This is a genomic window from Streptomyces sp. NPDC023157, from assembly GCF_055560575.1.
In genome coordinates this window covers 331,545-345,149 of the sequence record NZ_JBVHIL010000005.1, presented here as the reverse complement: position 1 = coordinate 345,149, position 13,605 = coordinate 331,545, and the positions used below count along the sequence as shown (strand labels likewise).

The following is a 13,605-nucleotide window of genomic DNA, read 5'->3' as shown; positions in this document are numbered from 1 at the left end:
AGAACCAGTCTCCTCCGGGGGGCGGGAGGGCGCGCGTCACGGGGAGGGGGCATCGCCCTCGTCCCGTCCGTAGCCCGCCTCATCCGGCTCGTGCAGCTCGTGGAGTTCGAACCAGATCGACTTGCCCTCGCCCCGCGGGTCCACCCCCCACGCGTGCGCCAGCATCTCCATCAGCCACAGCCCGCGCCCGCTGGACGCCATCTCGCCCGGGTGCCGCTTGTGCGGGAGCTCGTCGCTCGCGTCGGCGACCTCGACGCGGAGCCGCCGGGACGTGTCGCCGCAGACGACCTCGGCGACGAGCAGCGCGTCGCCGTCGGTGTGGACCAGGACGTTGGTGACCATCTCGGAGACCATCAGGACCGCCGAGTCGACCTGGTCCTCGTCGGACCAGTCGTGCAGGAGCTGGCGCAGCTGCTCGCGGGCGGTGGCGATCCGCTCGGGTTCGGCCTGGGCGACCGTCATCATCGTGCGGCGCGGGGCCGGCAGCGCGGCGGCGCCCTGCCGGGACAGCAGCAGCACCGCGATGTCGTCCTCGCGGCGGTCGGCGAGCGGCCCGGTGGTGTGGTGCGAGCCGGGCCCGTGGACGGCCTCGACGAGGCGGTCGGCGAGCACCTCCAGGTCCTCGCCGTCGTCGGCCTCCAGCAGTTTGCGGACCCGCTCCCAGCCGGTGTCGAGGTCGTGTCCGCCGGTCTCCAGGAGGCCGTCGGTGCAGATCATCAGGGTCTCGCCGGGCTCCAGGGTGAGCCGGGTGGTGGGGTAGTCGGTGTCGGGGTCGATGCCGAGCGGCAGGCCGCCCGCCGTGGGCCTGAGGAGAACCGTTCCGTCGGTCATCCGTACCGCCGGATCGGGATGCCCGGCGCGGGCGATCTCGACCACCCCGGACTCCAGGTCGACCTCCAGGTACAGGCAGGTGGCGAAGCGGGGGCCGCCGAACGCCCCGTCGTCGTCCCCGTCCGTGCCGTCGTTGACGCCGTACAGGAAACGGGAGGCCCGGGAGAGCACGGCGTCCGGGCGGTGCCCCTCGGAGGCGTACGCCCGCAGGGCGATCCGCAGCTGCCCCATGAGCCCGGCCGCGCGCACGTCGTGGCCCTGGACGTCGCCGATCACCAGCGCGATCCGGCCGGCGCCGGACCCGCCGGGCAGCCGGATCATGTCGTACCAGTCGCCGCCGACCTGGAGGCCGCCGCCGGTGGGCACGTACCGGGCGGCCACCTGGATGCCGGGGATGCCGGGGCCGAGCACCGGCATCATCGTGCGCTGGAGCCCCAGCGACAGCTCGCGCTCCGACTCGGCCACCCCGGCGCGCGCCAGCGCCTGCGCCAGCATCCGCGCGACCGTGGTGAGCACCGAGCGCTCGTCGGGCGTGAACGCGACCGGGTGCTTGAACGCCGCCATCCACGCGCCCATCGTGCGCCCGGCGACGACCAGCGGGACGAAGGCCCAGGAGCGGCGCCCGAAGCGCTGGGCGAGCGGCCAGGTCATGGGGAAGCGGCGCAGGTACTCCTCGGGCGTCGGCAGATAGATCGCCCGCCCGGTCCGCGCCACCTCCGCCGCCGGGTAGTCGGTGTCGAGGGTCATCGAGGTGAAGGGGCCCTCGTCGCCCTCGCTGTGCCCGTGGTGCCCGATGATCGTCAGCCGGTCGCCGGCCAGGCCGAAGACGGCGAGCCCGTCCGGTGAGAAGCCGGGCATCGACAGCGAGGCCGCCACCCGCAGCACCTCGGCCGTCGACCGGGCCTCCGCGAGCGCCCGGCCCGCGTCCAGCAGGAACGCCTCGCGGGAGCGGCGCCAGTCGCCGGTGACGGGGGTGGAGGCGGCGGTGCCGGGCTGTGGTTCGGCGACCTCCTGGAGGGTGCCGACCAGCTGGTAGTCGTTCCCCTCGATGAGCGGCTTCGATCTGCTCCGTACGGTACGGAGCACCCGGCCGTGCTCGTCCATGATGCGCAGCCGGGCCTCGGCCAGGGTGCCCTCGGCGACGGCCAGGTTGACCACGCCGTCGATCTCGTTCCAGTCGACCGGGTGGAAGCGGGAGCGTACGGCCGCCTCGGTGAGCTGCACGGGCTCCGCGGGCAGCCCGAGGAGCCGGGCCGCCTCGCCGTCGAGGGTGACCACCCCGGACGCGTTGTCCCAGCGCCACAGGCCGGTCGCGATGGCGGCCAGGACGTCCTCGGTGCGCATTGCCCTACTTTATGAATATCGGACAGCAGGTCGCCACTGAGAGTATTCGAATCGCGATCTTGGGTGGCCCGGTACCCTGGGACGGCTGGACGTGTGTCCGTCCGGCGCCCACCAAGGATCCCGAAGAACTGGATGAACGATGCATCGGTACAGGTCCCACACCTGCGGCGAGCTCCGCGCCTCTGACGTCGGTACCGACGTCCGGCTGAGCGGCTGGCTGCACAATCGGCGCGACCTGGGCGGCATCCTCTTCATCGATCTGCGCGACCACTACGGCATCACCCAGCTGGTCGCCCGCCCCGGCACCGCCGCGGCCGAGGTCCTCGACAAGCTGACCAAGGAGACCGTCGTCCGCGTGGACGGCAAGGTCGTCTCGCGTGGCGCCGACAACGTGAACCCGGAGCTCGCCACCGGCGAGATCGAGATCGAGGCCGCCACGGTCGAGGTCCTGGGCGCGGCCAAGCAGATCCCCTTCACCATCAACGCCGACGACGGCGTGAACGAGGAGCGGCGCCTGGAGTTCCGCTTCCTCGACCTGCGCCGCGAGCGCATGCACCGCAACATCATGCTGCGCTCCGCCGTCATCGCCGCCATCCGCTCCAAGATGGTGGCCCTCGGCTTCAACGAGATGGCGACCCCGATCCTCGCCGCGACCTCCCCCGAGGGCGCCCGCGACTTCGTCGTCCCGTCCCGTCTGAACCCGGGCAAGTTCTACGCGCTGCCGCAGGCGCCGCAGCAGTTCAAGCAGCTGCTGATGATCTCCGGCTTCGACCGCTACTTCCAGATCGCGCCCTGCTTCCGCGACGAGGACGCCCGCGCCGACCGCTCGCCGGGCGAGTTCTACCAGCTCGACGTCGAGATGAGCTTCGTCGAGCAGGAGGACGTCTTCCAGCCGATCGAGAAGCTGATGACCGAACTCTTCGAGGAGTTCGGCGGCGGCCGCCACGTCACCTCCCCCTTCCCGCGGATCCCCTTCCGCGAGTCGATGCTCAAGTACGGCAACGACAAGCCCGACCTGCGCACCGACCTCGAACTCGTCGACATCAGCGACGTCTTCGAGAACTCCGAGTTCAAGGCCTTCGCCGGCAAGCACGTCCGCGCGCTCGCCGTCCCGGAGACCGGCGACCAGCCGCGCAAGTTCTTCGACTCGCTGGGCGACTTCGCGGTCTCCCTCGGCGCGAAGGGCCTGGCCTGGGTCCGCGTCGGCGAAGGCAACGCCCTGACCGGCCCGATCGCCAAGTTCCTCACCGAGGAGAACGTCAAGGTCCTGACCGAGCGCCTCGGTCTGGAGCCCGGCCACGCGATCTTCTTCGGCGCGGGCGAGTTCGACGAGGTCTCCAAGATCATGGGCCCGGTCCGGGTCGAGGCCGCCAAGCGCGCCGGCCGCTTCGAGGAGAACGTCTTCCGCTTCGCGTGGATCGTCGACTTCCCGATGTACGAGAAGGACGAGGAGACCGGCAAGATCGACTTCTCGCACAACCCGTTCTCGATGCCGCAGGGCGGCCTGGAGGCCCTGGAGACCCAGGACCCGCTGGACGTCCTCGGCTGGCAGTACGACATCGTCTGCAACGGCATCGAGCTCTCCTCCGGCGCGATCCGGAACCACGAGCCCGAGATCATGTTCAAGGCCTTCGAGATCGCGGGCTACACGCGCGAGACCGTCGAGTCCGAGTTCGCGGGCATGCTCCGCGCCTTCGAGTACGGCGCCCCGCCGCACGGCGGCATCGCCCCGGGCGTCGACCGCATCGTGATGCTCCTCGCCGACGAGCCGAACATCCGCGAGATCATCGCCTTCCCGCTCAACGGCAACGGCCAGGACCTCCTGATGGGCGCCCCGACGGAGCTCGACGAGTCCCGCCTGCGCGAGCTGAACATCCAGCTCCGCAAGCCGGTCGCGAAGGAGAAGCCCTCGGACGACCGCCCGGTCACGGAGTCGGTCCACCCGGACGCGGCCCGCTAGTACCCCGCCTTCGGGCACACGAAGGGCCCGGAACCGGTCGACGGTTCCGGGCCCTTCCGGTTGCGCGGGGGGCGTGCGGCCCGGTCAGCCGACCCATTCCTTCAGGGGCTCGGTGTCCAGCTCCATGTTCACCGGCTCGGGCAGGGTCACGGTCTTGCCGAAGGCGACGGTCACCACCATCTCGTACCGCCCGTCGTCCGGCTGCGAGTGGACCACCACGTCCCCGGCCGCGCGGTCGATCAGGAGGTACACGGGGATGCCGGTCTCGGCGTAGGCGCGGGGCTTCTCGACGCGGTCACGACGATCGGTGTCGGAGTCGAAGGAGGTGACCTCGACGGCCATGAGGACGCCGTCGGGGCTGGCCCACTCGCCTTGGCCGGCGAAGGTGCCGCTGGGGGCGAGACACCCGTCCGGGCGGGCGTTGCCCTTGCGGTAGCTCTCGACGTGCAGCCCTTGGTCCGGGTATAGCCACCACGCCGTGTTCGTCTGGATGCACAAGCGGGTCAGCCATTCGATGATCTGCCCGTGGTCGCCGTCCGGCAAAACCTTCTCCCCGATCTTCCCGTCGATGAACTCCAGGCGCAGGGCATCGCTCAGCCGGTCGCCCACCCGTGCGAGCTCCTCGAAGAGCTCCTGGGTCATGGCACGGGTCCGCTGCTCGACTGCCTCCACGGCGGCCTCCTCCGGGATCGGTGGTGCCTTCCACGGTACGTGTTCGTCCGATCGCGCGGACGGATTCGTCGCTGTCGCCACGCCAGGACACTGGCATATGCCAGGGGCGGGTGGGGTGGGAACGAGCGGCGTTCACTCGTGGGAGTGAGGATGCCTTCCTCCGGCCACGCCGAAGGCCGCCGTCCCTCCCGTACGGGAAGAGCGGCGGCCTTCTGGGCGTGCTGGGGCGACCCGGGGGGTCAGTCCTTCTTCGGGTCCTCCAGGCGGGGGAACAGGACCGCGCCCTTCGTCACCGTCGCGCCGGCGGGCAGGCGGCCCCAGTCGGCCGCGTGCTGGACCGGCTGGGCGGACAGGGCGCCCAGGGACGCCTCGGCGCCCAGGGAGTCCCAGAGGGCCTGCGAGGTCTCCGGCATGATCGGGTTGAGCAGGACCGCGACCGCGCGCAGGGACTCGGCGGCCGTGTAGAGGATCGTCGCCAGGCGGGCCCGGCCCTCCTCCGACTCGTCCTTCGCGACCTTCCACGGCTCCTGCTCCGTGATGTAGCCGTTCACCTGCTTCACGAAGTCGAAGATCGCCAGGATGCCGCCCTGGAAGTCCAGCTCCTCGCCGATCTTCGCGTCGGCCACCGCGACGGCCTTGGCCAGGCCCTCGTGGACCGCCTTCTCCGCGTCGCCGTCCGCCGTCGCCGCCGGCAGCTCGCCGCCGAAGTACTTGCCGACCATCGCCGCCACGCGCGAGGCGAGGTTGCCGTAGTCGTTGGCCAGCTCGGAGGTGTAGCGGGCGGAGAAGTCCTCCCACGAGAACGAGCCGTCCTGGCCGAACGCGATCGCCCGCAGGAAGTACCAGCGGTACGCGTCCACGCCGAAGTGCGAGGTCAGGTCCTGCGGCTTGATGCCGGTCAGGTTCGACTTCGACATCTTCTCGCCGCCGACCATCAGCCAGCCGTTGGCCGCGATCCTCCCGGGGACCGGCAGGCCCTGCGCCATCAGCATCGCCGGCCAGATCACCGCGTGGAAGCGCAGGATGTCCTTGCCGATCAGGTGCACGTTGGCCGGGAAGGTCTCGTCGAACTTCGCCGGGTTCTCGTTGTAGCCGACCGCCGTCGCGTAGTTCAGGAGCGCGTCGACCCACACGTAGATCACGTGCTTGTCGTCCCACGGCACCGGGACGCCCCAGTCGAACGTCGAGCGCGAGATGGAGAGGTCCTCCAGGCCCTGCTTGACGAAGTTCACGACCTCGTTGCGGGCCGACTCCGGCTGGATGAAGCCCGGGTTCGCCTCGTAGAACTCCAGCAGCTTCGGGCCGTACTCGCTCAGCTTGAAGAAGTAGTTCTCCTCCTTGAGGATCTCCACCGGCTTCTTGTGGACGGCGCACAGCTTCGTGCCGTCCTCGGCCTCGATGAGATCACCCGGGAGCTTGTACTCCTCGCAGCCCACGCAGTACGGGCCCTCGTAGCCGCCCTTGTAGATCTCGTCCTTGTCGTACAGGTCCTGCACGAACTCCTGGACGCGATCGGTGTGACGCTTCTGCGTGGTGCGGATGAAGTCGTCGTTCGCGATGTTCAGGTGCTCCCAGAGGGGCTTCCACGCCTCCTCGACCAGCTTGTCGCACCAGGCCTGCGGAGTGACGTTGTTCGCCTCGGCCGTGCGCATGATCTTCTGACCGTGCTCGTCCGTGCCGGTGAGGTACCACACCTTCTCACCACGCTGGCGGTGCCAGCGGGTGAGCACGTCGCCTGCGACGGTCGTGTAGGCGTGGCCCAGGTGAGGAGCGTCGTTGACGTAGTAGATGGGGGTCGAGACGTAGAACGCCTTCGTGCCCTGCTTCTCGGATCCAGTGGCCGCCATGGTGCGAATTTTAACGGCCGGAAGAGGGTCTCCTCACACGGTTAGAACGGGGGCCCGGGGGGTAGGCCGTCCGGCCCGCCCCCCGGGCCCCCGTTCCGGCGGGCGGGCCGGGGCCCGCCACACCGTCCGTCAGAGCGCCGGGGCGTCCGCGAGCAGCCCCCGGTAGAACGCGGCGTGCGGGGTCTCCAGCGGGGCCGGGCCCGCCAGGTGGACACCGGTCCTCGGGGCGGTGGCGGGCAGCTTCCGCAGGTAGTCGAAGGCCTTGCCGTCCTCCTCGCCCCAGGCCGTGAACCGCCAGTGCACCGGACGGTCCGCCGCCTCCGCCAGCGCCTGCGTGGCGGCCGTACGGGACTCGGGCGCGCCGTCCGTCTGGAACACCACGAGCGCCGGGCGCGCCGGGTCGTTCTTCTCGTGGTGGGCCAGGACCTCCTCGATCGCCCGGTGGTAGTTGGTCCGGCCCATCCGGCCGAGCGTCGCGTTGACCGTCTCGACGCGGTCCGGGGTGAGGTCGGCGGGGCGGAGTTCGGCGGTGCCGTCGATGTCCGTCGAGAAGAACACCGCCGTGACCGTCGCGTCCTCGGAGAGGTGCGCGGCCAGCGCCACGGTCTGCTCGGCGAGCCGCTGCACGGACCCGTCCTTGAAGTACGGCCGCATCGACCCCGACCGGTCCACCACGAGGTACACGGCGGCCCGGGCCCCCGCCAGCCCCTGCTTCTTCAGCACGGCCCCGGCGGCCTTGTACGCGTCCGCGAGGTGCGGGGCGACGGCCTTGACCTGGGCGAGGGAGAGGGCGGGGTCCTGCGCGGGGGCGTCGGCGGGGGGCTCCTCGGCGGGGGGCTCCTCCGTGGTGGCCTCGGCGGCGGCCGTCGGCTCCTCGGCGGGGGCCGGGGCGGCGGGCTCGTCGGCGGGGGCGTCGGTGGCGTCCGCGGCGGCCACTGCCTCGACCGGGGCCGGGGCGGCGGGCACCTCGACCGGGGCCTCGGCGGCGGCCGGCTCCTCCGTCGGCTCCGCCGTCTCGGCGGACTCGCGGGCTGCGGGGATCTGCGCCGGGGGCGCGTCCGCTGCCGCCTGCGCGGCGACGGGCTCCTCGTCCGCGGTACGCGCGGCCGGCACCTCGACCGCGAGGTCTGCGGGGGCCTCCGGCTCGGCGGCGTCGACGTCCACGGTCGCCGTCGGCTCGGCGGCGTCGACGTCCGCCGTCGCCTCCGGCTCGGCGGTGGCGTCCACGGGCTCCTGCGGCTCGGCGGCGTCGTCCGCGTCCGCCGTGGTCGCGTCCGCGTCCACCGTCGGTTCGGTCTCCGCCGGGGCCTCCGACGCGTCGCCCGCCGCAGCGGGCGCTTCCACCTCGTCCGCCTGGGCGGCCGCCTCGGCGGTGTCCGTGTCCACCGGCGTCTCGGCCACTGCCGAGGAGTCCGACGCGTCCGTGTCCACGGTGCCCGTGGCCTCGGCCGTCACCTCGGCGGCGTCCGCGTCCACCGGCGTCTCGGCCTCGGCCGTTACCTCGGCGGTGTCCGTGTCCACCGGCGTCTCGGCCTCGGCCGTTACCTCGGCGGTGTCCGTGTCCACCGGCGTCTCGGCCTCCGCCGGCGCCTCAGCCGCGTCGCTCGCCGCGACGGTCTCCGCCTCGGCCGTCACCGACGACTCGTCCGCCTCAGCCGTCGCCGACGGCTTCTCCGCCTCAGCCGTCGCCTCAGCCGCCTCGCCAGCCGCCTCACCGGCGTCCGCGCTCGGCGCCTCGGCGGCCTCGGCGGCCTCCGCCTCCCCGTCCGACGCCCGTCGTGCCGCCGGTACCTGCGGGTTGTCGAAGGACGCGGCCACCAGGTCGGCCGCCGCGCGTTCGGCGGGGCTTTCCTCCGTGGTCGAGGTCGAGGTCGGGGGCGTGGTTCCCGTGGTCTCCCCCGGGCCCGCCGACTGGGCCGGTACGGAGGTTGCCGGGGCGGAGGACTCTTCGGCGTCGTTCGCGTGGTCGCGGCCGAATACCTTGCGCAGCAAGCTCCGAATACCCATGGGCGAACCCCTTCGCATGAGTTGGGCGTTATGCGTCCTTCATCCCTGGCCAGGGCGGACACGTAAGGTTAGCGGCCACGTCCGCCCGGCCCTACGACCCGGGCTCCCCTGGTTGCCGTGCATTCATTCGGCGTTCATTCCGTCGCCTCCGCTGTGCAGATGTGCACACATAACGTCACCGCCGGACGATGATCGACACACCGGAGGACGACGTGCGCAACCTGCTGCCGATGCTGAGCAACCACTCGCATGGAGGCGGGCGTTCCGCCATGACCTGCCGGTTCCGGTGTGGCGACGCCTGCTTCCAGGAGGTGCCCAACACGAGCGGTAACGAGTACGTCGGCGACGTCATAGCCGGTGCGCTCTCGCGCCGTTCGGTGATGCGCGCCGCCGCCGTCGTGACCGTGGCCTCCGCCGCCGGGACCGCGCTCGCCGTCGGCAACGCGCCCGCCGCCGAGGCGCACGGGCGGCCGAAGCCGAAGCCGGGTGCGGACGGTGCCCGTGGGCTCCGTTTCACCCCCGTCGCGCCGAACACGGCCGACCAGGTCACCGTCCCCTCCGGCTACGAGCAGAACGTGGTCATCCGCTGGGGCGAGCCCATTCTGCGCGGCGCCCCGGCCTTCGACCCGGAGAAGCAGACGGCGAAGGCGCAGGCCGGCCAGTTCGGCTACAACAACGACTTCCTGTCGCTGCTGCCGCTGCCGGGCGAGCACCACCGGCAGGTGCTGGTGGCCAACCACGAGTACACCGACGAGGTGCTGATGTTCCGGGGGTACGACCCCGAGAACCCGACCCGCGAGCAGGTCGAGATCGCCTGGGCGGCGCACGGCCTCGGTGTCGTCGTGGTGCAGGAGGAGCACCGCAGCGGCGCGCTGACGGCCGTCACCCGCCACCGCCTCAACCGGCGTCTGACCGCCACCAGCGTCTTCGAGATGACCGGCCCCGCCGCGGGGAGCGCGCTGGTCAGGACGTCCGTGGACCCCTCGGGCCGCAAGGTGCTCGGCACGCTCAACAACTGCTCGGGCGGCACCACCCCGTGGGGCACCACGCTGCACGGCGAGGAGAACTTCAACCAGTACTTCGCCCACGCGTCGAGCGCCACCGACAAGCGGTACGGCATCGGCACGGGCGCCACCGAGCGCAAGTGGGAGCGGTTCGACAAGCGCTTCGACCTGAAGCAGGAGCCCAACGAGGCGCACCGCTTCGGCTGGGTCGTCGAGCTCGACCCGTACGACCCGGAGTCGACGCCCCGCAAGCGGACCGCGCTGGGCCGGTTCAAGCACGAGGCGGCGCAGCCGCGGATGACCGCCGACGGGCGGCCCGTCGTCTACATGGGTGACGACGAGCGCTTCGACTACTTCTACAAGTTCGTGTCGAGCAAGCGGATGAAGAAGGGCGGCTCGCGGGCCGCGCACGCGCACAACCTGACCCTGCTCGACGAGGGCACGCTGTATGTCGCCAAGCTGACCGGCGACAGCCCGGCCGCCGAGGTCGACGGCAGCGGCAAGCTGCCCTCCGACGGCGAGTTCGACGGTTCCGGCGTGTGGATCCCGCTGGCCACCGCGGGCCCGGACGGTGCCGTTTCGCACGTGCCCGGCATGACCGCCGAGGAGGTGTACGTCTTCACCCGCCTCGCCGGCGACAAGGTGGGCGCCACCAAGATGGACCGCCCGGAGGACATCGAGCCCTCCCCGCGTACCGGCCGCGTGTACGTCGCGCTCACCAACAACTCGAACCGCGGCAAGGGCACCAACCCGGGCGCCGACGAGGCCAACCCGCGCAACCTCAACAAGCACGGGCAGATCCTGGAGCTGGCCGAGAACTGGGACGACCCGTCCTCGGACGGTTTCGCCTGGCGCCTGTTCCTCGTCGCGGGCGACCCGAACGACCCGGCCACCTACTTCGCGGGCTTCCCGAAGGACAAGGTGTCGCCGATCTCCTGCCCCGACAACGTCGCCTTCGACCCGCACGGCAACCTGTGGATCTCCACCGACGGCAACCAGCTGGGCTCCCACGACGGCCTGTTCGGTGTGGCCACGCACGGCGAGCGGCGCGGTGAGCTCAAGCAGTTCCTGACCGTCCCGACCGGTGCCGAGACCTGTGGCCCGATCGTGCAGGACCGCCGGGTCCTGGTCGCCGTCCAGCACCCGGGCGAGATCGACGGGGCCTCCGTGGAGAAGCCGGCGTCGGTGTGGCCCGACGGGCCCGGCCGGATCGTCCGGCCGGCCGTCGTCTCGGTCTGGCGGGCCGACGGACGCGACATCGGCGTCTGACGGCCCCCCGGGGAGGGCCGGCGGGGTCACCCGACCCCCAGGCCCTCCCTGAACCGTACGAACTGTTCCTCCGGCTCCCCGGTGTACACCCACGGCACCCACACCGCCCGGGCCCCGAGGAGCCCGAGCAGCTCCCGCGCCACCTCCGCCTGGCCCGCGTAGCACGCGGCGTGGGCCAGGTAGTTGAGGTCGGCGACCTCCTCGGGGGCCACCGGGCGGCCCGGTTCGCGGCCGCCGATCCAGCGGGCGTAGGTGCGGCGCAGTTCGGTCACCGCGAGTTCGTGCTTCCAGTGCTGGTCGAAGCCGCGTACCGGGCCCCGGCCGAGGGCCCCGTCGGCGATGTAGCGGTACTCCTCGACCCGGGCGATCTGCACCAGGATCGGCAGCGGGGAGCCGGGCGGGGCCACGCCCGCCGCGTCGCGCGCGAAGTCGTACATGGCGCCGTGCGTGCCGTGCCAGCGCGCCGACCAGTAGCGCAGCACCTGGGTGTGCCCCTCGGTGTTGTACGGGTCGCGGCGCCGCAACTCGTCGAACCAGTGGCGCAGTTCGCGGCGCGGCACCCCGCCCTCGTACAGCCGCGCGACGGACAGCAGCGACACCCACGGCATCGGGTCGGCGGGTGCCGCCTCGGCCGCCGCGCGGCAGGAGTCGACGGCGGCGTCGATCCGGCCGCGGTCGAGGGCGCCGCCCCGGCCGGCGGCGATGGCGGCGTCGAAGACGCGGACCACGTCGGTGGCGGCCCGCAGCACGGCCGCGTCGGGGCAGCCCGGCTCGGCGGCCCGCCAGGCCTCGACGGTGGAGCTGCCCGCGGCGGCGTGCGAGAGGAGCCGCAGCCGGTGGGTGCGGCGCGGCCAGTCGTCACCGGTGGCCCGCAGCAGGTCCCGGACGCCCTGCCAGCGTCCGATGACCATGTCGTGGCGGGCCTCGGTGAGTGCCCGGTCGCCGAGGTCCGGGTCGAAGTCGGGTGTGAAGCGCGCCGGGCGCGACGAGCGGGACGGTCTGCGGAGAGCGGCCATCCGTTCCTCCCTCGAAGGCAGTGGCCGTCAGAAGTCCGTGGCGAGCGACTCGTCCGAGCGGCGGGCGCGCGGCGAGTCCGGTGAGGCGAAGGGCGCGGCGGCGGCGAGCGCGCGGGCCGCGTCGAGGCGGGCGGGGCGGTAGTAGGCGCTGCCCTTGGCCCAGTACACGAGCATCGGTACGACGCCGAGGGCGAGGCCGCCGAGGCCGATGGTCAGGGCGGTGGTGGAGAGCTCGCCGAGCGATTCGACGAAGGCCCACAGCATGAAGGCGGAGCCGAGCAGCGGCCACACCCCGCCCAGGACGAAGTCCCGTACGGAGCTCAGCAGCAGCGACTTGTAGGCGACGACGGCGGCGATGCCCGCGAGGCCGTAGTAGAACGCGATCTGCAGCCCGATCGCGCTGACCGCGTCCTTGAGGACCTGCTGCACGGAGCCGGCGACGGCCGCCGCCCCGAACATGACGAGCGCGGCGGCGCCGACGGCGGCGATGGCCACCCAGGGGGTGTTCCAGCGCCGGTGCACGAGGCCGAGCGCGGCCGGCATGGTGCGGTCGCGGCCCATCGCGAACAGCGAGCGGGTGACCTGGATGAGGGTGGTCTCCAGGGTCGCGACCGTGGACAGCAGGACGGCCAGGACGAGGAGTTTTCCGCCGGTGCCGGGCCAGATCTCCTCGCCGAGGACGGCGAGGACGTTGGCGCCGGCGCTCTCGATCCGCCCGGCGCTCAGCAGCACGTTGACGGAGACGGTGAACGCCTCGAAGAGCAGGAAGACCACGCCGATGCCGACGAGCGCGGCGAGCCCGGCGGTGCGGCGGCTGTCGCGGGTCTCCTCGCTGAGGTTGCTGGTGACGTCCCAGCCCCAGTAGTAGAAGGCGGCGATGAGCGCGCCGGACGCGAAGCCGGACGTGCCGCCGAAGTGCCCGAGGCCGAACCAGGACCAGTCGAAGGCGGTGGCGTGCCCGCGGTGTGCCACGGCACCCAGCACGAAGGCGAGGAGGATCAGCAACTCCACGCCGGACATCAGGAGTTGGGCCCGTACGGTGAGCCGTGCGCCGCCGAGGACGACGAGCAGCATCATCAGGAACCAGCAGGCGCCGACCGCGCAGGACAGCGCCGTGTTCCCGGCGAGTTCCGGGGCGAAGAGGGAGAGCGTCAGGGAGCCCGCGGGCAGCGATCCGGCGACCATGAAGACGGTCGCGGCGAAGACCAGGGCCCAGCCGGAGAGGAAGCCGAGGAAGGGGTGGAGGGTGCGGCCCACCCAGGAGTACCCGGCGCCCGCGTTGACGTCGATGCGGCCGAGCCGGGCGTACGCGAGGACGATGCCGAGCATCGGTATCGCGCAGTAGAGCAGCGCCGCGGGCCCGGCGAGGCCCACCGCGCCGAAGAGCACGGCGGTCGTGGCGGCGAGCGAGTACGCGGGGGCGCTGCCGGCCACGGCCATCACGATGGTGTCGAACGTGCCGAGGGCGTTGGGCTGGAGACCTCTGCCGGAGGTGGTGCGCATGGCGGTGTCCTCGGGGAGGGGAAGGACGGGGGACACAGACAAGTGACCCTGCCACCAGGACGCTTGTGGCCGGGGATGGGGGCGCGGATCACGGTGAGTCGAGCGCATCGTAGTCGTACACGTGGATTCGGGTAACGGCGGCGGGAGGGTTC

At 72.1% G+C, this 13,605-nt stretch carries 8 protein-coding genes; 2 read left to right on the top strand and 6 right to left on the bottom strand.

Annotated features, from left to right (window positions below):
- Window positions 1–36: 36 nt before the first annotated feature.
- Window positions 37–2,175, bottom strand: coding sequence for a SpoIIE family protein phosphatase (locus ACZ3ZE_RS20215; protein ID WP_361620895.1), 2,139 nt, complete (start codon window positions 2,173–2,175; stop codon window positions 37–39).
- Between the two features lie 139 nt (window positions 2,176–2,314).
- Here ACZ3ZE_RS20215 and aspS point away from each other — a divergent pair, with 139 nt between their 5' ends.
- Window positions 2,315–4,135 carry an aspartate--tRNA ligase gene (gene aspS, locus ACZ3ZE_RS20210; protein WP_361168614.1) on the top strand — a complete coding sequence of 607 codons (1,821 nt, stop codon included), beginning with the start codon at window positions 2,315–2,317 and terminating at the stop codon, window positions 4,133–4,135.
- Window positions 4,136–4,219: 84 nt separating this feature from the next.
- Here aspS and ACZ3ZE_RS20205 read toward each other — a convergent pair whose 3' ends face one another.
- The 3 genes from ACZ3ZE_RS20205 to ACZ3ZE_RS20195 all read right to left on the bottom strand — a co-directional run bounded on the left by ACZ3ZE_RS20205 (window position 4,220) and on the right by ACZ3ZE_RS20195 (window position 8,646).
- A complete protein-coding gene (locus tag ACZ3ZE_RS20205; RefSeq protein ID WP_467260222.1) occupies window positions 4,220–4,777 on the bottom strand; it encodes a Uma2 family endonuclease in 558 nt (185 codons plus the stop codon).
- Window positions 4,778–5,046: 269 nt separating this feature from the next.
- Window positions 5,047–6,654 (bottom strand): methionine--tRNA ligase, encoded by a 1,608-nt coding sequence (metG, locus tag ACZ3ZE_RS20200; protein ID WP_361168617.1) that lies wholly within the window; start codon window positions 6,652–6,654, stop codon window positions 5,047–5,049.
- Window positions 6,655–6,783: 129 nt separating this feature from the next.
- Window positions 6,784–8,646 (bottom strand): VWA domain-containing protein, encoded by a 1,863-nt coding sequence (locus ACZ3ZE_RS20195; RefSeq protein WP_467260006.1) that lies wholly within the window; start codon window positions 8,644–8,646, stop codon window positions 6,784–6,786.
- Window positions 8,647–8,873: 227 nt separating this feature from the next.
- On the opposite strand from ACZ3ZE_RS20195, the gene ACZ3ZE_RS20190 reads away from it, so the two are divergent.
- Window positions 8,874–10,934 (top strand): PhoX family protein, encoded by a 2,061-nt coding sequence (locus ACZ3ZE_RS20190; protein ID WP_467260219.1) that lies wholly within the window; start codon window positions 8,874–8,876, stop codon window positions 10,932–10,934.
- A gap of 26 nt (window positions 10,935–10,960) precedes the next feature.
- Here ACZ3ZE_RS20190 and ACZ3ZE_RS20185 read toward each other — a convergent pair whose 3' ends face one another.
- Both ACZ3ZE_RS20185 and ACZ3ZE_RS20180 read right to left on the bottom strand, forming a co-directional pair.
- Window positions 10,961–11,950, bottom strand: coding sequence for a hypothetical protein (locus ACZ3ZE_RS20185; RefSeq protein WP_361168623.1), 990 nt, complete (start codon window positions 11,948–11,950; stop codon window positions 10,961–10,963).
- A gap of 27 nt (window positions 11,951–11,977) precedes the next feature.
- Window positions 11,978–13,453: an APC family permease gene (locus ACZ3ZE_RS20180; RefSeq protein ID WP_361168626.1), complete on the bottom strand. Its 1,476-nt coding sequence runs from the start codon at window positions 13,451–13,453 to the stop codon at window positions 11,978–11,980.
- Window positions 13,454–13,605: the final 152 nt, after the last annotated feature.